25 protein-coding genes and 1 pseudogene are annotated in these 19489 nt (G+C 62.7%); 11 read left to right on the top strand and 15 right to left on the bottom strand.

Translation table 11 applies throughout. The features are described 5' to 3' along the window. Nucleotides 1-459 (top strand): hypothetical protein (locus MKK64_RS19025; RefSeq protein WP_243936460.1); only part of this gene is annotated, 459 nt, incomplete at its 5' end. A gap of 1215 nt (nucleotides 460-1674) precedes the next feature. Here the strand turns inward: MKK64_RS19025 and MKK64_RS19030 are convergent. After that, nucleotides 1675-1812: pseudogene (locus MKK64_RS19030) on the bottom strand (hypothetical protein); the annotation flags it as partial. A 205-nt stretch (nucleotides 1813-2017) separates the two neighbouring features. Between MKK64_RS19030 and MKK64_RS19035 the strand changes: the two are divergent. After that, on the top strand, nucleotides 2018-2236 hold the full coding sequence (locus tag MKK64_RS19035; RefSeq protein WP_243936461.1) for a hypothetical protein: 219 nt from the start codon (nucleotides 2018-2020) through the stop codon (nucleotides 2234-2236). A gap of 369 nt (nucleotides 2237-2605) precedes the next feature. On the opposite strand, the gene MKK64_RS19040 is transcribed toward MKK64_RS19035, so the two are convergent. The 6 genes from MKK64_RS19040 to MKK64_RS19070 all read right to left on the bottom strand — a co-directional run bounded on the left by MKK64_RS19040 (nucleotide 2606) and on the right by MKK64_RS19070 (nucleotide 6902). Further along, nucleotides 2606-2857 (bottom strand): hypothetical protein, encoded by a 252-nt coding sequence (locus tag MKK64_RS19040; protein ID WP_243936462.1) that lies wholly within the window; start codon nucleotides 2855-2857, stop codon nucleotides 2606-2608. Between the two features lie 446 nt (nucleotides 2858-3303). After that, nucleotides 3304-3864 (bottom strand): recombinase family protein, encoded by a 561-nt coding sequence (locus tag MKK64_RS19045; RefSeq protein WP_243936463.1) that lies wholly within the window; start codon nucleotides 3862-3864, stop codon nucleotides 3304-3306. Nucleotides 3865-3999: 135 nt separating this feature from the next. Beyond that, on the bottom strand, nucleotides 4000-4881 hold the full coding sequence (locus MKK64_RS19050) for a DUF4238 domain-containing protein (RefSeq protein WP_313898924.1): 882 nt from the start codon (nucleotides 4879-4881) through the stop codon (nucleotides 4000-4002). 238 nt (nucleotides 4882-5119) lie between these two features. Then, the gene (locus MKK64_RS19055) at nucleotides 5120-5635 is read right to left on the bottom strand and encodes a hypothetical protein (RefSeq protein WP_243936500.1); all 516 of its coding nucleotides are present in this window, start codon (nucleotides 5633-5635) and stop codon (nucleotides 5120-5122) included. Between the two features lie 287 nt (nucleotides 5636-5922). Further along, the gene (locus MKK64_RS19065) at nucleotides 5923-6225 is read right to left on the bottom strand and encodes a hypothetical protein (RefSeq protein WP_243936465.1); all 303 of its coding nucleotides are present in this window, start codon (nucleotides 6223-6225) and stop codon (nucleotides 5923-5925) included. Further along, nucleotides 6222-6902, bottom strand: coding sequence for a ParA family protein (locus MKK64_RS19070; protein WP_243936467.1), 681 nt, complete (start codon nucleotides 6900-6902; stop codon nucleotides 6222-6224). The genes MKK64_RS19065 and MKK64_RS19070 overlap by 4 nt, the downstream gene beginning before the upstream one ends. Before the next feature lie 265 nt (nucleotides 6903-7167). Between MKK64_RS19070 and MKK64_RS19075 the strand changes: the two genes are divergently transcribed. The 5 genes from MKK64_RS19075 to MKK64_RS19095 all read left to right on the top strand — a co-directional run bounded on the left by MKK64_RS19075 (nucleotide 7168) and on the right by MKK64_RS19095 (nucleotide 10587). Next, nucleotides 7168-7602 carry a hypothetical protein gene (locus MKK64_RS19075; protein WP_243936469.1) on the top strand — a complete coding sequence of 145 codons (435 nt, stop codon included), beginning with the start codon at nucleotides 7168-7170 and terminating at the stop codon, nucleotides 7600-7602. Nucleotides 7603-7690: 88 nt separating this feature from the next. Further along, nucleotides 7691-7981, top strand: coding sequence for a hypothetical protein (locus MKK64_RS19080; protein WP_243936471.1), 291 nt, complete (start codon nucleotides 7691-7693; stop codon nucleotides 7979-7981). Between the two features lie 287 nt (nucleotides 7982-8268). Then, complete coding sequence (locus MKK64_RS19085; protein WP_243936473.1) at nucleotides 8269-9027, top strand: helix-turn-helix domain-containing protein; 759 nt, start codon at nucleotides 8269-8271, stop codon at nucleotides 9025-9027. A 123-nt stretch (nucleotides 9028-9150) separates the two neighbouring features. After that, the gene (locus tag MKK64_RS19090) at nucleotides 9151-9420 is read left to right on the top strand and encodes a hypothetical protein (protein WP_243936476.1); all 270 of its coding nucleotides are present in this window, start codon (nucleotides 9151-9153) and stop codon (nucleotides 9418-9420) included. Between the two features lie 678 nt (nucleotides 9421-10098). Beyond that, nucleotides 10099-10587 carry a hypothetical protein gene (locus MKK64_RS19095; RefSeq protein ID WP_243936479.1) on the top strand — a complete coding sequence of 163 codons (489 nt, stop codon included), beginning with the start codon at nucleotides 10099-10101 and terminating at the stop codon, nucleotides 10585-10587. 238 nt (nucleotides 10588-10825) lie between these two features. On the opposite strand, the gene MKK64_RS19100 is transcribed toward MKK64_RS19095, so the two are convergent. Further along, on the bottom strand, nucleotides 10826-11053 hold the full coding sequence (locus tag MKK64_RS19100; RefSeq protein ID WP_243936480.1) for a hypothetical protein: 228 nt from the start codon (nucleotides 11051-11053) through the stop codon (nucleotides 10826-10828). Between the two features lie 297 nt (nucleotides 11054-11350). On the opposite strand from MKK64_RS19100, the gene MKK64_RS19105 reads away from it, so the two are divergent. Both MKK64_RS19105 and MKK64_RS19110 read left to right on the top strand, forming a co-directional pair. Beyond that, nucleotides 11351-11560 carry a hypothetical protein gene (locus MKK64_RS19105; RefSeq protein ID WP_243936482.1) on the top strand — a complete coding sequence of 70 codons (210 nt, stop codon included), beginning with the start codon at nucleotides 11351-11353 and terminating at the stop codon, nucleotides 11558-11560. Between the two features lie 48 nt (nucleotides 11561-11608). Beyond that, nucleotides 11609-11926, top strand: a complete 318-nt coding sequence (locus MKK64_RS19110) for a hypothetical protein (protein WP_243936485.1) — start codon at nucleotides 11609-11611, stop codon at nucleotides 11924-11926. A 1107-nt stretch (nucleotides 11927-13033) separates the two neighbouring features. Here the strand turns inward: MKK64_RS19110 and MKK64_RS19115 are convergent. The 5 genes from MKK64_RS19115 to MKK64_RS19135 all read right to left on the bottom strand — a co-directional run bounded on the left by MKK64_RS19115 (nucleotide 13034) and on the right by MKK64_RS19135 (nucleotide 16597). Further along, complete coding sequence (locus MKK64_RS19115; protein WP_243936487.1) at nucleotides 13034-13534, bottom strand: hypothetical protein; 501 nt, start codon at nucleotides 13532-13534, stop codon at nucleotides 13034-13036. A 206-nt stretch (nucleotides 13535-13740) separates the two neighbouring features. Beyond that, complete coding sequence (locus MKK64_RS19120; RefSeq protein WP_243936489.1) at nucleotides 13741-14199, bottom strand: hypothetical protein; 459 nt, start codon at nucleotides 14197-14199, stop codon at nucleotides 13741-13743. Nucleotides 14200-14224: 25 nt separating this feature from the next. Beyond that, complete coding sequence (locus MKK64_RS19125) at nucleotides 14225-14584, bottom strand: hypothetical protein (RefSeq protein WP_243936491.1); 360 nt, start codon at nucleotides 14582-14584, stop codon at nucleotides 14225-14227. A 201-nt stretch (nucleotides 14585-14785) separates the two neighbouring features. After that, nucleotides 14786-15352 (bottom strand): hypothetical protein, encoded by a 567-nt coding sequence (locus MKK64_RS19130; RefSeq protein ID WP_243936493.1) that lies wholly within the window; start codon nucleotides 15350-15352, stop codon nucleotides 14786-14788. 807 nt (nucleotides 15353-16159) lie between these two features. Beyond that, nucleotides 16160-16597, bottom strand: coding sequence for a MucR family transcriptional regulator (locus MKK64_RS19135; RefSeq protein WP_243936495.1), 438 nt, complete (start codon nucleotides 16595-16597; stop codon nucleotides 16160-16162). A gap of 615 nt (nucleotides 16598-17212) precedes the next feature. On the opposite strand from MKK64_RS19135, the gene MKK64_RS19140 reads away from it, so the two are divergent. Further along, entirely contained in the window at nucleotides 17213-17656 is a 444-nt protein-coding gene (locus MKK64_RS19140; RefSeq protein ID WP_243936496.1) for a hypothetical protein, read from the top strand. 84 nt (nucleotides 17657-17740) lie between these two features. On the opposite strand, the gene MKK64_RS19145 is transcribed toward MKK64_RS19140, so the two are convergent. Beyond that, nucleotides 17741-17965 (bottom strand): hypothetical protein, encoded by a 225-nt coding sequence (locus MKK64_RS19145; protein WP_243936497.1) that lies wholly within the window; start codon nucleotides 17963-17965, stop codon nucleotides 17741-17743. A 200-nt stretch (nucleotides 17966-18165) separates the two neighbouring features. Between MKK64_RS19145 and MKK64_RS19150 the strand changes: the two genes are divergently transcribed. Beyond that, complete coding sequence (locus tag MKK64_RS19150) at nucleotides 18166-18717, top strand: MucR family transcriptional regulator (protein WP_243936498.1); 552 nt, start codon at nucleotides 18166-18168, stop codon at nucleotides 18715-18717. Nucleotides 18718-18938: 221 nt separating this feature from the next. On the opposite strand, the gene MKK64_RS19155 is transcribed toward MKK64_RS19150, so the two are convergent. Continuing rightward, nucleotides 18939-19489 (bottom strand): hypothetical protein (locus MKK64_RS19155; protein WP_243936499.1); only part of this gene is annotated, 551 nt, incomplete at its 5' end.

Raw genomic sequence — 19489 nt, forward strand, 5'->3', positions numbered from 1 at the left:
GGAATTATCCTATTGAACCTTCTTCCACTCCCTCCGACCCGGCTTTTTGCTCCTTCCGCTTTCATGCCGGCGGGCGCTGATGCCCGTGGCTTCGGGGGTGGGGGCGGCTTCCGAGGCGGCGTTGTTGGCTTCGGCGGTGGCTTTGGTCGTGGCGGGTTCGGCGGCGGGTTCCGCGGGGCTGGGTTCCGGGGTGGATACGGGGGCGGCTATGGCCGGGGCTTCTACGGTCGTGGATACGGTGGCCGGGGTTACGGTTATGGCCTTGGTGGCCTCGGTCTCGGGGTGGGGCTCGGCCTTGCAGCGGGCGGCCTCTATGGTGGCTATGGCGGCTACGGTTATGGCTATGACGACGGCTACTACGGCGGTGGATACGCTCCTGTAGGCTACGGTGGTTACGGCTATGGCTATCGTCGTCCGCTCTATCGTTACGGCTACGGACCCTACGGTTACGGCTACTGATTTAGGTTCTTCATAGTAGTTGAGAATATGGAGGCCCGGCCGCTTGCAAAGCGGCCGGGCTTTTTGCTGATTAATTCCCGCAGATTTTTCGAGAAATCAATCCATGGGTCGAATAGTATCACAATCGTCATGCTGCCTAACTCGGCATTCTGCGCCCCATTGTGGCACACCGCAGCGCCTGTCGTCATGACGTGCTTGTAACCAAGAGCCGGCACCCTGCACTCGGGCCAAGTTGCGTATCGGCCTAGCTGGTGAGATCCGGGGCTCCCCCGTCCCGTGAGCAGATCGGGACGGGGCCGAACTGTTCGGCCGTCCAAGAAACCTTCAGATGCCACCTCACGATAGAACGCTCCTCACCGATGAGGCCCTCGCTCAGCTCGCGCGCCGATGGTTCGCAGACGTGCGGGCCGAGCATCCCGAACCGCGCTTGAGCGGTCAGCAGCGGGATACAACCGGCGAAGTCGGAGCTGGAGCGCTCGATTGGCTGTTCGGCGAGAGCGACGGCTACGCCGCCGGGACTGACTGCGGGGATTAAGGATGGGCGTATATCGCCGTCCTCCGCAGTCCCACGCCTGAAACCAGGCACGACCTTACGGGTTGAGGAAGCGTCGCCGTTCGGCGACTGAGGTTTCTCCCATGCTGCTAATCGCGTCCCTCGTCGCCGGCACCTTCGCGCTTGCCGGTTCCTTCTCGCTCATCGCCATTATCGCTGAATGAGGCGGATGGCGCCCGCCATCCCGTGACCGGGCGGCGGGGCCGAATTCGTAGGCGTTGAGCGTAACGCGCTCAACACGGTCGCGACGAACGCTCAGCGCGCTCCGGCGGCCCCTGTCGACGGGCTGCTCATGCCCGACGAGCCAACGCCCGGCGCACCGGTCCCTGTGCTCATTCCGTTCGCTCCCGGGGCCGTCATCGGCGTAGAGCCCGTGCCACCGCCGGCGTTCGCGCCGCCCGGGGTAGCGAGTTCCTTCGGCTGGCCGGTGGTTGAACCGCCAGTGCTGCTGGTCCCCATCCCAGTTCCGGTCGTGCCCGAGGGGCCAGTTGCTTGTGCGAGCGCGGCGCCGGACAGCGCCAAGGTGAACGACGCGGCGAGTGCGAATGTTCTAATCGACATAAATGTTCCTCACGCTGCGCCAATACCGGCGCGTTGATACTAGAAATCAAACGTGCACGCGGCCGTTTTTGTTCAATAATCTGTGCGCTAGTGATCGAGCCCTATCCGCCTTGTAGGCTCTCGGCGAATTCGTCCGGCGCCTCGCCGAACTGACCTAGGATCGTTGCGCTCTCAAGCTCACCGGTCTCGTCGTCGGCAACGATCTTGAGTGCCGCGGTGCCGGGCATCCGGCCGGCCATAGTCTTGATCCGGCCGTGTAGCTACAGCCAAGGCAACGATCTCTTAACCATGTCCCGCCAGGTTGCCCTTAGCGACCGGCTGATGCCGAGCGCCGGCAGAGCAGCACCGCCCAGGGGGGTACGGTGCGGGCTCGCCGGCGCCGTCGCGAACCACTCAGCGCCGAGCCGAATTACCTTCGCTCTCGTCCTGAGCGAAGAGCTCAGCATGGCCAACGATCTGAAGGGCCCAGAGACCGGTAAAAGCGTAGCGTGGCGGTCGTCCTACCGGGGCGTCCTATCTCTCGATGATGACCGATCGAGCATCGTCACCATCGACGCCCCCAACGATGAGGACGCGCTTGCGCTTATGAGTTGGATCGCTGAGGGCCGCGCGTTCGAGCTTTGGAACGGCCGCGTCTGGATCGGCCAGTCTCCCCTACGATAGCCCTCCGACCTCAAGCGGAGCGACGGAGCTTAGGCCTCGGATTGACGATGGGTGACGTGCATCGTCACCGTCAGGTCGCAGCGTTGGGGTGCGGTGAAGATGTACCGCAGTAGGCTTTTGGGATCAGCGGGCATCCAGTGTGCATCCGTCGATGTGTGAGCTTGTGCTTCACAGGAGCCGTGTAGCTCCCCATGATCGACACTGCCCCATGGCAAATCGGGCATCGCTTCGGAGCCAAACGGTATTTACTCCTTGCCTCAAGAAGGCTCATGGGCATCCAGACGCCGTCGATCTTGGCCTCGCATTTCGGTTCGACAGTCTTCGGCATCTCGTTGTGGTGCCACGGCAGTCGCCAACGCGCCAGTGCAGCTACTGCGCGTCGTCCGCACCGACCATCCGAACAGTCGCGCCAAGCCGGTTCCGGTCGAGCCCCTTCGCGACGTATCGCTCATCCACGCGGGCAACTCGCACCGGCGCCGGGGTACGTCCCACGATGCTCAGATTGCCCCGTACAGCCTGTTCGAGCTGCATCCGCACCGCGCCATCCGCCAGCGCGGCGAGGCCGCCCACGGTGACAACCACGAGGGCGCTGCGGGTGAGGATCGGGGTGAGGCTGAGCATGGGCAGGCACCTGAAGGATGCCTCACGGTAGCCGAAGGCCTCTGCGAAGGCTGCTACGCCTGCGACACAGCCGGTACAAAAAGCGAACAGGCCTACCGGATGGTGAGCCTGTTCGCGGGCTTCAGTAGGCGCGAGACCGGGGCGGCGGGGGCGGGCCATCGTCGTCGTCATCATCCGGCGGAGGTGGTCCCCGACGACGCGGCGGAGGTGGCGATCTGTCGTCATCGAAGTCCGGCGGTGGCGGCCGGTAGCGGTGAGGTGGAGGTGGTGGCCTGTCGAAGTCCTCGTCCGGCGGGGGTGGAGGGCGCCGATCGTCGTAGGGCTGTGCCGAAGCACCGGCCGCCGCGAGGACGAACAGAGCTGCGCCGGCAAGAAGTGCGCGCATGGGATCTCCATAAGACGGGCGCCTGAGGAGCGCCGTCGCGGATGAACGACCAGCCAGGCCTCTAGGTTCGCTCAGGAGGCGCCTTGAGCCGTGAGATCGTGCTGTGGCTGACGTTGAAGCTCCTGCCGATCTCGGCGCAGCTCTCGCCGGCCTCGCGCCGTGCCAAGGCCTCGCGCTGCTGATGGTGCGTGAGCTTGTGCTTGGGACCGGAGCGGATGCCCCGTTCCCGTGCCCGCTTCAGCCCCTCCCCTGTCCGCGCCCGGATCAGCTCGCGTTCGAACTCAGCCAAGCCTCCGAGGATCGTGACCATGAGCCGGCCGTGTGCCGTCGTCGTGTCGGCCCAGGCATCCGCTAGTGAGCGGAAGCCTGCGCCGCGTCGCGTGATCTCTTCGAGGACGTTAAGGAGGTCGCGGGTCGACCGAGCGAGGCGATCCAGGCGGGTGGCGATCAGCACGTCCCCGGTGCCGAGGCGGCCGATCGCGCGCTTGAGCGCGGCTCGGTCCGCACGCGACCCGCTGGCAGTCTCTTGGAAGACCTTGACGCACCCCTCGGCCGTCAGGCGCTCGACCTGCGCTGCGAGGCTCTGGTGGTCCGTGGAGACGCGTGCGTAGCCGTAGATCATGCCTCAGTCGTGCACAGGGATCGTGCACGAAGAATGAAGCGCGATCTCAGGGGCTTGGGTTTCGCGCACAATCCCTGGATTATGCACTGCCTGCTCGCGAAGGATTATGACTTCAGTCGATATTGTTCAGTTTTGCTAAGGCAACAATCCTTTGGCTCTCATGCGCTGAAGTCTTTTGTAACCTTTTTGCGCGGCTTCGGTGTCTCTCATTCTTTCAACCAAAGAGGGTACCTGTAAAGTCCCCATATGTTCCTGCACAAAATCTCGGTGCACGTCCCATTGTGTATAGACGTATTTTACTGCCTGCCGGGTGACCGCCTGGTTTATAGCGAGGACCATCTCTGAAGGATTACGCACTGTCAGGAAAGTAGCGATCCTTGTATCGTTTACCGCATAAAACAAATGCTTTGGGCCAACTGGCATTATTATATGCGAGTCTGGATTTAGAAGTCCGTTGGAAATGATTAATGGCCTATCAGATGTTAGTAGGATCGGGGCAAAGGTTGGCAGCTTTAGAACGCCCCACTTCATCCTTGTTATGAATTCCCCGATCCTAGGATTTGTCATGAGAGGTACCAAGGCCTCCATCGCCCGCCACTCGATTTCTTTTGGATCAAATCTAGCGATCATGTCCTCCACACGAACGGGGAGTCCCGGCTGCCAGATCTTTTTGTAATGCTTCCTCCTTTTTGGATCGGTCTTATACCAATCCAATAGATAGCGTTCTTTATGTAATTCAATATCCTCCGGCATCCTCATCATTAGTGATAGTAGAAAAGTTGTCCAGGCCGAACGTTTTTCGCTATTGTTCATCGTTCGCTCGCCGGCGATCATCTCATGCAATAGGTCGGCGGCTCGTGTATCGACTGGACGCATGAATTCACGTTCCAGAGTTTCTCGTACCTCTTGGTCTTCAACGCCTCGGAAATCGTAAAGGCCTCGCACATATCCCGTAGCCGATGGATGCAATCTGTCAGGAACGACACGGTTTTGGTAAGGTTTGCTATACTGACAGATTTGGTTTTTGCTATTTAATCACTGCTTAAGGTAGCATACTGGAATGTAATGGTGGCGCTGACCTTCGTTGGGCATTTATAGCTTCTACCCGGTTTAATCGAATTTGTGCGGTCATGTCAGCATAAGCGACTTATCTTGCAATCCTAATCGTAATTCATCGCACCAAGGAGTTTCGGCAGGTCGTTAGAGACGGGAATATGTATAACTCTAACAGCTAAATTCAGTATAAATTTGGTCGCTAATCGCGCTTTTGCCAAGGCCATGCCCTTAACCGATGCCACCCGCCTGGCTTGTGGGTGAGCTGCATGTAGGGCTCAATGAGCGGGGGCATGATTGTGTAGAATTCTCCAATCTTAATCATATAATCGTGCCGACCGTCGATGGCTTTCGGTTCATAAGGCGGTCCGTCACGCATCATGCCTGTAAACATGACAAGCCGATTGATGTCTTGCCTGGTTACCTCAAATTGATTGAGTACTTCCTTGCCAAACAGAAAGGGCGCTTTGTCGATAGCGGATGAGAACGCAAAGTAGTCTCTCGTCTCGGCTCCAGCTTCACGCATCACGGGTGCGAGCGCTTCGCGTGCGGCCTCGTAGATAGCAAACCTACGGTCGAAGAGGTCGAGCTGTACCTTTCGATCTGCTGTTCGCCATTGCTGATATGCGATCCAAGCGGCCAGAAGGCCGAGCAGGGGTACGGTGAGGGCCTGTAGCCATATGATTACCGCCGGCAGGGCTGCTTGCTGGCCGCTCATCGCTCACGCTTCCTTTCCAATGCTCTGCCTGAGCCCGTGCCTCTGCAACCTCGGCTTGCAAGCCCTCGATCAAGGCGTGCAGCTCGCCGGCGTCAACTGCCATCTCAATGAGCTGGTCCTGCGCCTCAGCAAGCTGAAGGCGCAGGTCCGCGTTCTCCGTGGCGAGTTCGAGTAGATGTAGGTCGGGAACAGTCCCGCCTTCCCTCATGCCGCGCCGGGTCTGCTGATCGCGCCGGCTGCTGCTGCGCTGAGGGCTGCGGTGATCGCTATGAGTGCGGCTGCCTCGATCATGGGGAGGCCTTCCCGATCATCGCGACCAGCCTGCCGAAGCCCTCGCGGTAGGACATGCGCTCCGTCTCGCACCACTCCACGAACTGGTTGATGTCCGTGATGGCGGCCCGGAGGTTGAGCTGGTCGGTCGGCTCATCCACGGCGATGCGGCGCTTCCGGCGCGTCGGTACCTCGCGGCTGGGGAAGCCGAGCTTCTCCGCGACGCGGTCGATATCCCGGGTAACTGGCGTCGCCGGTTCAGGCGCATTCGGATGGATCTCGGCGAGCTTGCCGAAGCCGAAGGATGGCTTGGTGTTCACGCGGCTGCCCTCACGTTCAGGCTGCTGACCAGCTCGATGATCTCTTCGGACAGGCGCTCGGCGTTGTCCTGCGCCGCGGGAAGGCCGTTCACAAGGGCGGGGTCCAGTTCGGCGAGCGACCGGCTGTACGTGAACATGCTCTTGTAGGCGGCTCGTTCGTTGAGGTGGGTCGTGAGAACCGGGATACCGGCCCCCCGCAGCTCATCGATGATCATCTTCTCGTTGCGGGTCGGGATCGCCGGCGAGGTCCGCGTGAACAGCACCCGGAACGGGATCGTTCGGCCGACGACCTGCTCCTCCTCCTGCACCAGGCTGACGGCACGGGCGGCCTGAGCAGCATCGACGGCGCTGGCCTGCATCGGGATCAGCACCAGGTCTGAACGCATGATGGCGCGTGAGACCATGCGGCTCGCCGTGCCTTCAAGGTCGACCAGCACGAACTGACGAGCGGCACGCTCGGCGTCGATCGCCGAGACGATGCCGCTCTCGCCGACATCGCCCAGCACCTTCATAGCGGTAGCGCTGCCCCCGCGAGCCCAGGAGGCGATCGGCCGGTTGGGGTCGCAGTCGAGCATTGTGACGGTGGCGCCGTGGGCGGCCAACGTCGTGCCCAACACTAGGGCGGTGGTCGACTTCCCAGCGCCCCCCTTGGGGTTCGCTACCGATATGACCGGCATGCCGCTGATCTCCTGTCGAAGCATAGGGTCCGACAGGGTAGGGCGCGAACGGTTACCGAGGAGTTAATCCCCTCTCCGACCCTATGGAACAGGGGGCTCCCCTATCCTGTGCGTTCAACGCCTACGCCCGGCTAGGCGAGGATTGGCTAGGCTCTGCTATGCAATGATAGCTATCGGTAGCATCCGGCTGACGCGTAGGTGTAGGCGTCTCTTGCTGCGACCGCTAAGCTCCAGTCAGATTGATGAATTTCGGTCGTAGAGCCCCATGCCGATCCGGCCTGAGTACCGCTTCTTCTACCCGATCGATTGGCCCCAGCTCTCGCACGAGATCCGGTTCGTCCGCGCGAAGGGACAGTGCGAGCAGTGCGGGCGCCCGCACGGCCGGGTCGTCCTGCACCTTGGCGACGGCCGGTGGTGGGACGGGGACGCCGGGCGCTGGCGCTGTGACCGCGGCCGGCAGCTCGCGACGCAGCCGGCGGCGGCCGAGATCGCGGGCGCCGTGCGCCGGACCCGGGTCTACCTCGCGACCGCGCACCGGAACCACGACACGAGCGTGAACGACGCCCGCAACCTCGCGGCCTGGTGCCAGCGCTGCCACATCCTGCACGACGCCCCCGAGCATCGCCGGAGACGGCGGGCGACGATGATGCGGCGCCGAGCGGTCGGGGATCTGTTCGCCGGCGTCTACGGGGCGTTCTAGATCGAGCGCGGGCGGTCCCGCCAATCTCGTAAGCTTGTGCCCGTCACGTAACGCCGTTAGGCCTTCAATGACCTGACGGGGTGCGATCATGGGATTTACGAACGCTGAGCGGCAGGCTCGTTATCGAAAGAAGCTGAAGGCCACCGCACGTGCCTCGTTGGAGGAGGCAGTGATGCGCAAACGTCAGGAAATACTAGACACTTGGCTCGATCAGAACGCTGATCCTGAGCTGCGGGATTTTGCAGCCCAGGCTCCACGAACCGGCGAAGCGTTCGAGGATTGGATCTTGCAGACACTGGCCGCCGACCTCGAACAGGAGTTTCGCCTGTTCAAGAAGGATGCGACGCGCAGGAAGTCTCGTGAGGGCGCTGTTACGTAACCGCTTGACTTGTGTGTCCGCTCGGGCCGACATGGGCCATTCCGGTCCAACGCCTCTACCGAGTCGTGAGCCGGCATCAGGAGAAATCACCGCCGCGAGATAGACCCTGAAACGACTACGGCCCCCCTGTCGCCAAACAGGAGGGCCGCAAAATCGAGGTGGCTTTTGAGGGCCCGTCTTCAATCCCTCACAAGCCACATGACCCCCCGGGAGTCAAGCAGGAACGCCAATTCCTGCATCGGTAAGTCGTGCCTTGTGCCTGCCGCGGCCCGAGAGGGCTGAGGACGATGTTTTATGAGGAGATCCGCCGACAGGCGGAGGCGGCTCCGCGCGCCGCGTTGCCGGCTGTCGCGTCCGCGCTGTGGAAGGCGTTCGGGGAAGGGCACCTGTCCGAGGCTGAGGCTGAGGCGCTGTCCGGGTTGATCGAGGCGCGGAAGTTACCAGAGCTTCCCGCGGACTTATCTGACCGTTCCACAGGAAGCCCCAGGAGCCGGGCCGGATCTCGGCCGCGCACGGATGCCTCGATGGAGCGCCGTCGCCGCTGGGCGGCTTCTGGTCGGCTGCCGCCGGGGCTCGCGGCACGGTTCACCCTAGCAGAGCAGGCGGTGCTCTCGCTCGTCGCGGCTGAGACCGTTCGCCGGAAGGACTGCCGCCTTGCCGTCGGCCACCTCGCGGCGATCGTCGGCGTGGCCGAGACGACGGTCCGCAACGCCATCCGCGAGGCGAAGAAGCTTGGACTGGTGTCCGTCGAGGAACGGCGCGTGACCGGCTTCCGCAACGATACGAACGTGGTCCGCATCGTGTCGGTTGAGTGGACGGCTTGGCTACGGCTGGCGCGCAGGTCGCCCCTTACGGGCGCACCGGGCCTCCTGCTTCAGGGGGGAGGGTGCAAATCCACGAAGCGCACGCCTACTGATAGTTTTTACCCTGTGAATCCGGGGCTTAGGAACCCTAAAAAGGGCTGCCGACAAGCGGCGGGCGACCCTTCAGACAGAGCACTTCCGCGAATCCGGGAGGCGGGTAGGACCCGACGAGCCATGCGGTAGTCGCAGGCGGGCGTTCGGCATGACGGACGCGGTTTCGTCTTACTTAATCCCGATCAGCAACACGCAGGTCTACGTTGAGGAAATTCTGGCAGTACCGCTGCCAGCGCAGAAGTAGGTAATGGCATGAGCGGGCGTACAAAAGCACACAACCTGACTCGCGAGGAGGGCGCCGGCTACAGCAAGGCGCTCCAGGATCTGCGCACTTGGTACGAAGGGCGCGACGACTTCGCCAAACAGCGGATCGAGGAGTTGAGGACGGGCTTCGGTGCCACGGATCCAGCCTCGATAACTGCTGTCGCCATGCTGGAGTCCGCAATGGAGGATCGCCAGCAGGCGGTCGCTGAAATCGATCGTCTCTACGCCCAGCAGCGTAGCGCGACATTTGGGAGATGAGCGTCGTGCCCAACGACACAATGAGCGGTTAGATTAAGACTACCTTGATGAAGCCCGAGGAGGGGCAAGCAGGGCCACCACAGCGGACCAAACAAGCCTGCTGGCTGCTGACGCAGCACTCACGATGATCCAGCAGGCGTGCTTCTGAAGGATTTCTGAGCATCGCCTATGATGCAAGCGGCTTTGGGAGAGACGGTTTCGCCTTGGCGATACGGACGCCCGCCTTCCGCCGGTCGACCCGCAACTCGATCGCCGCGAGCTTGCCCGAGATCCCGGGGAGCAGCTCGTGGAGGTGCGCTACGTTCTGGCACCCTGTCGCCCGCGGCGATGACGGCCTCGTCATCGCCGCGGGCGGCAAAGGACATCAGAACAAGCGGCATGGCCGCCGACGTACCAATCGCGCCCATGGGCCGATTACCATCAGGCCAGCTTCATCGACCGCCCAAAGCTGAGGCGCTGTCTGAACTGATCGAGGCGCGGCAGGCGGATACAGGAACTCACGCCTCAAAGCCCACGAAAGCCTCTAGGTGTGCCGTTTGAGAAACACCCCCTCCGTTTCTAATTTTGCCTGCACAAGTCCATCGCTGAGCCGTTAATTGAATGGTAGCAAGCCTAACCAAGTCGTTAACCGAAGGCCTTCGATCGGGTTAGGCCTTAAGTGCCTTTAGGGGGAGGGCCATGAGCACGGCAACAAAGTATCTTTGGCAGAGCTTGTCAGCCCTAGACGCTCCTGTTGAAGATCATACCCCTAAGGCAAGTCCAGCAAAGGTGGTTCGGCTTGTTGAGCCCGTTGAAGGCATCAGCGGCGGATCGCTGCCAACGCCACAGTCCTCACCAAAGGATTGGTCGAAGCTGATCGAACGGGTTCGGCATGCGGCCAACCATGCTCGCGAAATCGAGGCTCAGGCTCAAGAACAAGAACTGCGCGTTCAGAAGGTGCTCGACCGCGTCCGCGAGGATGTCCGCAATGCCGCCGAGCGGGTTCGGGCTGCTGAGGCGCGCACTGCTGAAATTCAGAGCCGTGCCGACGCCTTGCTGAAGGCGGCCGACGAAAAAGTGAAGGCGGCTGAGGAACGGGCACGGATTGCGGAAGAGTGGCTGACACGCGTCTACGACACGATCGCGAGCGAGTTCACCATTGAACCCGATGTGAAGCAAACCCCTTAAACTGATGCTGCGAAGTGGCAGATGTCTGCTACAGCACCCGTCTCTCGACACATGCGCGCCGGCGGCGGTCGCGAACGCCGTTAGGCAGCCCAGCATAGAGAGCACGCGACGACAGGCCGGCGCGGGCCAGTTCCCTGCGCCATGCCCGTGAAGCCTCGGGCCGGGTGGTCGTGTGAAGGTTGGCGACGCGGGGAACAGGAACCGTCGCGTCGGCTTATGGCCTGCTTCTTGTCCAATCCTACTGCAAGCGATGCGGATCAGCGTTTGCCCTGATCCAGCGCGGGGAGAGGATGTCGCCATCCTCGGTGATGATCCAAGGCTGCGCGTCGTCGGCCTGGATGCTTTCGGCCGCAGCCGCGAGGGCTTCGCGCAGTGTGGAGAACGCCTGCCCGCGTGCGGTATGAGCTGGCCTGCCCGACGGCCAGACAGTCAGCTCGGCACGCTTGTTGAGGTCGGCGAGTACCATGCACATGCTCCGGTTCATCGCAGGAGCGGAGGTGTCTACCGCTGCACCATGATCGGCATGTGGCGATCTGGTTACTGAACTGTGTCGCCGGCATCACGGGAGCGTGTGGCCGGCTTCGTCTTGGCTATGCGGATGCCTGCCTTTCGACGGTCGACCCGTAGCCCGACTGCGGCGAGCTTCCCCGACATCCCCGTCAGCAGTTCACGGAGGTGCTGTACGTCTCGGCATCCGGTTGCCGCGGCGATGACGGCGTCGTCATGCCGGCCACCGCCGGCCAAAGGCGCCAGGATATGCGCCATGACCACCGTCGTCCCGATCGCCCCGGCCGGGCCGACGATGAGCAACGCTTCGACGTCGACCGCCCATGCCCGACAGCTCGCACCACTCCGACGGAAGGCCGGTGAGAGTTCGACGTTTCCCGTGCAGCCGGCGAGCTGCCGCGTCGTGTCGTTCGCGACCGGCGGCGAAGCTCGGGCGGGCAGCGATCATCCCGTCTACCGCACGTAGGCTGTAGGAAATGCGCTGGCCCTTCCCGGGGGCGACGAGGGCGGCGGCATGACGAGCTGCCGCCCAATCCGATCGCCCGCTCCCGAAGCGCAGCATGGTCGTGTCGCCAGTCAGGCGGATCGCCATCATCAGCGCCAGGGCGAACCGATCGGGATCATCGAAGAAGCTCTGGCGCCGATCGCCTCTCGCACGCTCCCGGGAGCGGTGATGCTGCCGGTCGGCGGCGGCAGCATCTGCGACAGCGACCACCTGCCGGCGGATCATCCTGGCAAGGAAGGCGAGACCGGAGCCGCGGGAGCCGTCGTTGAGGCCGGGCGGGGCAAGCCCGTTTTTAATGATGTCGGCGGCCGATGGGGCGGGCATTAGCAGGCGCCCCGGTGGGCGGCGCCGGCCGATCGGGGGAGGTTGACGACGGCGCGCGCGGCGATGCGGCTGGGCGGGGTTTCGGAGGGGGTGAAAAGGAGCGTTCGCAGAGCAGAAATGGCCTGGCGGTTCCGAAACGCTACCGACGTTTGCTGACCACCAAAAACGCGGCCACCAAGGGCTGCTGCGGAGGTGCGGTCATTTTTCCGCCTGCCACGGTCCCTTGAAGCGTCACCAGCCCCGGTCCCTGCACCCGACTGCCCGCCAGACCGCGTGGCGAGCCCGCCAGCGCCCGTCGTTATCCTCGCCGCAGTCGGGGAGTAGCCGCAGGCGCTCGCCTGCTCACGGGCCTCCACGTGCACCGCTACGTCGCAGAAACTAGAGACCTGCCGCCGCGGTTGAGTGGCGATGGCCGATGACGACGCCGAAGACTTTCTCCGCCAGATCCGGGCAGCGCTCGCCGCTGCGGGGCGACCGGTCGATCCGTCCCTTGAGCTGGCGCGACGTGTCCGCGATTGGCTGAGATCCACCGAGGGGGAGGAGTCGGAGGCGTGCACCGACGAGGACGATGCGTCAGAGGGGGATGTCGCGGCCGGGTAAAGCGCGACGGCGCCGACAGTCTCGACATCCCCTCGCAGCCTCTTCCAACGGTACCGAGGTTCGACGGCTACGAGATAGGCGACCACTCGTGACACCCGCCAGCGAGAGACGTGACAGCCCTGCCCCCCGTCAGGGGTAAGGGCAGGGATGTCGCGGCGTTCACCGTGACAGCTCGTGGGTGAAATCGGGCCAGAACAACTCCGACTGTGACAAACGCTCTCGATCTCTCGCGCACGGGGAGAGGCTCCGACGTGTCCGAATTGAACATTGTCGCGACCCAGGAGCCTCCACGATCGTGCAGGAGATCGCACCGCTTCGGGCACGGGCTTGAAGCCCGACCCTACGGGCGCTCCGGCGACCGGTGAGCCTGTGGATAACCCCTCCTGATGTGGAGCTAGGTGGCACCCGGTTTCCGACTGTGGCGCACCTAAGACGATCGGACGCCAAATCTCACTTTTCGACCCCAAAAGGCACTCAACGATCGGACGCCAAATCTCACGGTGGGAGGGTCTATCGTGACACGTCATGGGCCGCTCCTTTCCCCGATTTGATGCGGCGGTAGAGCGTCGCGCGCGAGGCGTAGGGGTCGCGTGCCCGAGCTTCGGCGAACCGCACGCCCTTAGCGCTGATGCCGGCGGCTGCACGGCTCCGGCGCTTCCGTGCGGCGTCGTCGGCCCGGTGCTTCTCGACGCGGTCGGCATCCGTCATGTCGACGGCAACGGCCCGCCAGAACCGCACAGCGTCGCGTTCGGCATCGTGGAGGTGGAGCAGGTACCCAACGACCATGGGGCCGACCTCGATGGCATCGGCGGCGACCTCCTGCCGGATCTCGGCCTTCGCAGCGGCGTCGAGGCAAAGGCGGCGCTTCGACCAGCCCTCAAGCTCCGGCACGAAGTCGGGGTTGAGCGCCAGGGCGCGGGCCTCAAGCATCGCACGTACGCGGTACACGTCCCGTGCTTCAGCGGCTGGCACCTGATGCCGCCCGTAGCGGTGCGTCATGAGCTTGTTCACGCCCCGGATCGCTTGCGTGATGTGCCCCTGGGTCGAGTACGAACGAGTGCTATCCCCGGTTGGGGTGACACTTTTTGTGTACTTGGCCTTGTGTTCGTGTCGGTTCGCGGTATGTGTGCGAGAAGCTGACTTGCTTTTGAGACCTTCGAGGCTCTCCGGTTGCCGCCGGGGGGCCTCATCTCGTTTCAGGTTCTCGATACCGCCCTTCAGGGCGTGTGACATAGCTCTTCCTTCTTCCATGCAGCTTTCGCGCGGATCATGTACGCGCTGTGCACTAGTTCGTTGGCGCATTCGCGAGCGGGTTTCCTCGGAATACCCTTGCGGCGAAGGGTACTTTCGAGCTTGTTCCTCTCTCTGCTGAAGGCCTCATCGAGCTTCTCGTCGTATTCGACAGGAAGCTTGCTCACGGTCTCCTGCAATAGGCTGGCGTTCCGAGAAAACGGGAACGACAGCACCGCGCGGTAGTGCGTCAGGTCGCGGGTAGGTCCGATCCGAACACGACAGGCAGATCCCAGCGTGTTCCGGTATCGGCGGGCGCCTCCAAGGCGACCCGACGCAGCTCGCTCAGCCGGGGTAGGTGGCTTGGGCCGGCGGGTGCGCTTCGTCTTTGTCGTGACCGGCTCAAGGATGACGCCAGCAGCCTCGAACAGTGGGGCGTCCGTCATGGAACGGCTCCTTTCCCGTTTGTTGTCAATGACTTGCTTGATTCATTCTGGCCGAACGCGCAAGAGTCGTGACGGCGCTTGTCCCCATCCACGCACACCCGGCGCAGGGGACCGTCTCGCCCGCCTCTACAGACTGCATCACCTCGTCGCGGATGCTGTCGGGGGTCGAGGGGGAGGCGAGGGCGTAGAGAACCGTCGCAGGCAGACTTATCTCCGTGATAAGTCGATCTCCCATGTTTTCCGCAGCCTGGATGAAGCGATAGGCTGTGGCCTGGCCCATGCCGAACTCTGCTTCGATCCATTCGAGGAACGTGCCCGGCATAGATGTGCGAATGACGATCAGGTCGCGACCGATCTCGATGATGTCTCCCGCGGTACGGGACATGCGGAGCCGGATGCGCTCAGTGCAGCCTCTTCCGTTTGTCGAGACGCAAGGTCTACATTCGACCCCAGGTCACCTTTCGTGATGGGGGGATCTCGTCCACTCGGCGGTGACGATGAACACCGAGAGCCGGCAGCCTACTTGCGCATGGGAGAGGCGTGGCCGGCACTTACGGGGCGGGGGCGTCGATGATGGCGGGCGCGTTCACGCGCGGTCTCCTTGGGTCTCGGGAAAAGGGAGCGCCTCCCGGGCGCGAGCTTGGAAGTCGGGGGTGCCGGTCGAGAGCCAGCGCCGGCCTTCCTCGATCCAGACCTCGAACGTGATCTCGGGTGAGCGCTCGGCGGCGCGCTCGGCCTTCTCGGTGACGATCGCCGCGACCGTGGCGACCTGTTCGCCCTTGGGCGCCGCAGCGACGCGGAGTAGCGCGCGCTGGTTGTTGTCGAGGCCGGCCGCCCGCACCGCCGCCTTCGCCTCGGGGGCGATAGCGGCAACGCGGACAGCCCTCTCGGCCGACTTGCGGCGGCCTTCCTCGGATCGACCGGAGAGAGGGAGTTCGCGGGCGGCGGCGCTGATGCCGCCTGTCTTGCCGCGACCGCCCTTGAAAACCCGGTCAAGTTGACCAAGTTTCTGGGCTTCCTCGGCGGCCTCCGCCTCCACCAGCCCGATCCACTCCGCGACCTGCTCCTTGCGTTGCAGATCCGTCAGCTCAGCACGGTGCAGGTTCTCGGCGATCTCCCACCGGCGAGCGACGCGCTCGTTCCGCTGCTTCACCCGGCAGGTAAGAAACTATTAACCAGCACACAAAAGGCTACGCCCCCGTTAGCCTTTTCTTAACCATGCAAGCTCAACTTATTCGCGACCTCTAGAGGTCCAGATCTCCTAACCTTAGGAGGTTCGAACCTTAGAAGGCCCAGGGCCAGGTGCCGACGCGAGTTTGGACCTCGCGCCGGACTTCCACTCCTGCCAGGTACGGGACGCGAGCGGTTCGTCTTGGTAGGCCGGTCGCTCGCGCCTCGTTCCAGGCGTGATGCTGGCAGCGCATGGTTAACTCTTGCTTCACTGCCGCCGCAAATTTTGTGCGGCAGGCTGTCGCGCCATCTCGATCCGAGACCTCGCGCGATGCTGCATTCATGTCGAACCTGGATGTCGATCGGGTGCTCGTGAAGCAGCAGGCATGCGTCGCGCGGATGCTTTACGCCGTGCTTCTAGAATTATGACCAGGCGGCCGGCGTCGAAGAGGTCGCTCATCGCCCCAGGAACTCATACCGCCTACAAGCCTTCGCCTGATGAGGCACTAGCGAGGGCACCATGAGCGACGACACGACCAAGACGGAGGCTACCGGCACCCTGCCGCCGGGTCACCCGCTCGACCCCTCGAAGGCACCGGCGCCTCCGGCCGAGAGCGCCGGACCAACTTCCCCCGGGCTGCCTGATCCAAAGCCGGATCGTGCGCCTGAGAGCGGCGGCTACGATGGGGCGCCGCCGTCCACCAGCACCAGCAATTCGAAGGGCGGCTATGGGGCAGGTTGAGCTACCCCCCAAGCCCGCCGCGGTCTAGCGGCGGGCCCTGTGGCCCCCTCAGGCGGCCATGCGGCCAGGCCGACCTAGACCCAGCTCACGAGCGAGCGCTGATCGTTTTTCGGAGTAGCTCGCTGCGGTCATGGGGTAGTCGGCCGGCAGGCCGAAGCGTTTGCGGTAGCTGTGCGGGCCGAGCCCGTGACCGGTCAGGTGGCGTTTCAGCGTCTTGTAAGGCTTGCCGTCGATGAAGCTGACCAGCCCGTCGGGTCGGATCGATTTGCGGATCTCTGCCGGTGTCGGCAGCGCGACTTCCCCGTCCGAGGCGTTGGCACCATCGGTAACTGTCCCGCTGGCGATACCAATAAGGGCCGCATGAACGGTGCTGATCAATGCCGGAAGCTCCGTTGCCGGCATGTGATTGTTTGAGACGTAGGCCATCACAAGTTCGCTGACCAGCGCAACCGTATCGCCGCTTTGGGATTGATTCTTATGCATCATCTGACTGTTCTTTCAGCTTTGATGCAAAGCAAGATCGCTTGATATAAGAGCCAATACAAGTCTCGCGCGTCAATAAACCGCACAGATCATTTGTGTTTTGCATTCATATTGCAGAGATCGGACAGCTTTGGCAATCGTAGCAGTAGGTAGAAGCCGGGGCGTCCCTTCAGGGCGGCCCCGGCTCTCGCGCATCGCTCCGCGGCAGCGATGGCATCAGGCGAGATGCATTTGGCTGCTGCCGGCATCCGCGTAGGTTCTTTCTAGATCAACTCACAGTTCGGCTCAAGGCAGAGATGTATGGCGGCGTCAGACACGCTGCGATCCCGGTGCGGCGGCTAGAATTTACACAGTTTGTGCACTCGGTACGGGAAAAAGCAGGTTCCGTGCACAAATCGTGTAGATTGATGAAGTGACCATTCCGAAATGCCTAGACCTCAACGGACCGGAACATTCAAAATTAGTTCGAAGATCCAGGTTGCATTATCGTCCGACCCGATTCATGATTCGCCGTCGCTGGTTCGCCGCGCGGGAGCTTTGCCCGCTTCCGCGTCGGAACCCGGATGCTTGCGTGCGCTCGCCCGCGGGCTCCCTCACGCCTGGATAATAGGACGCGCCATGTCGTTGGAACGCGAAGGAGAACCTGTGCTCAATAGCGGGCCTTATGCGGATGCTTGCAATAAAGCTGAAGAGCTTCAGGCAAAGCTTGATCGTTTACGTGCTGTAATCGCGCGCGACAACGAACTTCAAGAGCTGAGTAAATTAGAAAGCGACGATCCTCACGGCGCGGAGATATCCAAGCTTATGGGCGAGTCTTCGGATATATTTTTTGAGTTTGCAACAAGACCGCTTAAGAACGATCTTGAGTTCAGCATAGTACTAGAGTGCACCAAGCATTTCATGCAAGAAAAGCATGCTGAATATGTTGGAAGCATCGAGGATGCAATCGATACTGTCCTACAAGAAGTGAACGATGAAGCTACGACCCCGATTGCGACCGGCCTACTGGCGATTGTTCGATATCGCATCGAAAGCCAACGACGGCAGATCGCTAACGCCTAGCAGCGCGCAGATGTCGCGTGAGGAGCCCCGGCCGCGCCTGCGGTTCGGGGCTCTCTGCTCTGCGAGGCGGATTGGGTCTACTGCTCAGCGGTGATGCCGGCGGTGATGCCGGCGCATCATCCGCATGCCACCCATCCGTCGGTTCATCATGCTGCCGGACCGAGCGCCGGCATGCATTCCGCCCATACGACCGTTGCCGGTTGCCGCAGCGTCGCGATCGAGACCGTCGCCTGGCGCTGCGATGCTGGCTGTGTTCGCACTGAGCAGGAGGCCGAGGGTCAGGGTCGTGCCGAGAATGAGCTTGTTCATGGATAGGGCCTTCCACGGCGTGATGCCGTCGAACCGGAACAGAGACCGCGTAGCCAAGTTCCTGTGTGAACGTCCTTTGGGCGTGTTCTCACGGATTTATGAGGACACCCGTTCGGCTTCAGTACTTTCCGCCCAGCTATGACTTGACGATCCGGCAAACCGCGTAGAGCGATAGGTCTCTTTCCGGGGAGGAGACTACCGTGGACGAACAAGCCGAAGCTCAATCGACCGATTTTATCGAACTCGCTGCCGAACTCGTGGCGGCCTACGTCTCGAACAACAACGTACCGGTGTCCGAGCTGCCGAACGTGATTGCTTCTGTGCATGCAGCCTTTGCTGGCCTTGCCAACGGACCCCCGGCTGAGCCCGCCGGCCCGGAGAAGCCGACCCCGGCGCAGATTAAGAAGTCGATTACGCCGGACGCGCTGATTAGCTTCATCGACGGGAAGCGCTACAAGACACTCAAGCGACATGTGACCGTGGCCGGCCTGACGATGGATGAGTACCGGGCGCGCTACGGCCTCCCGGCGGACTACCCGTCGACCGCGGCAAGCTACTCCGCTCAGCGGTCCGAGCTGGCACGCTCCCTCGGCCTTGGGCAGCAGCGTCGCAAGGCGGCCCCCATGGCCGCCGCTGCCGACGAGACGGTCGCTGAGGCGCCCAAGACCTCCAAGGGGAAGCCGAAGGCCGCTAAGGCCTCCGAGGCAGCCCCGAAGGCACGTGGCCGGAAGAAGGCCGCCGAGACGGCCTGACGCCGCTCGGCGCCTCGGCATGGCGCGTTCTGACACCCGTTGCCGTGCATCAGCTGCCGCTCGGAACACCCGAGCAGCAAGGAGGTTAAATCAGCAACACTGCCGGTCCCTGACCCCCCATCTTGATCCCCGGCAATGTAGCGCTCGACTACGGCTCATCTCCCCGTGGTCGAGCGCGAATGTTCGTCAGAAACATTCGGACAAGAAAACGCGACAATGCGTCAAGATCCTGCGCGGATCGCATAGACGGGTGGTCGCGTTGCTCTGGCAGATTGCTTGGATAGGAGATGATCCTGATGAAACGTCTTGCACTCGCATCGACCGCGCTTGTTGCTGCTCTCGCTTTCATGCCCGCGAGCGCTGATGCCCGTGGCTTCGGCGGTGGCGGCGGCTTCCGAGGCGGCGGTGGTGGCTTCGGCGGTGGCTTTGGTCGTGGCGGGTTCGGCGGCGGGTTCCGCGGAGCTGGGTTCCGGGGTGGATACGGCGGCGGCTATGGCCGGGGCTTCTACGGTCGTGGATACGGTGGCCGGGGTTACGGTTATGGCCTTGGTGGCCTCGGTCTCGGGGTGGGGGTCGGCCTTGCAGCGGGCGGCCTCTATGGTGGCTATGGCGGCTACGGTTCTGGCTATGACGACGGCTTCTACGGCGGGGGAGAGGGGCCTTGTGGCTGATGGTGTTTCGTGTTTGGCTATCGTGTTCCGCCTATTCGTGTCGTCTCTGGCGCCTATGTGTTCAGTGGCTGGTTTATGTGTTGCTTTGTGTTTGTGAATGT

Origin of the sequence: Methylobacterium sp. E-025 (assembly GCF_022829705.1) — a bacterium.
In the GTDB taxonomy this organism is placed as follows: Bacteria; Pseudomonadota; Alphaproteobacteria; order Rhizobiales; family Beijerinckiaceae; genus Methylobacterium.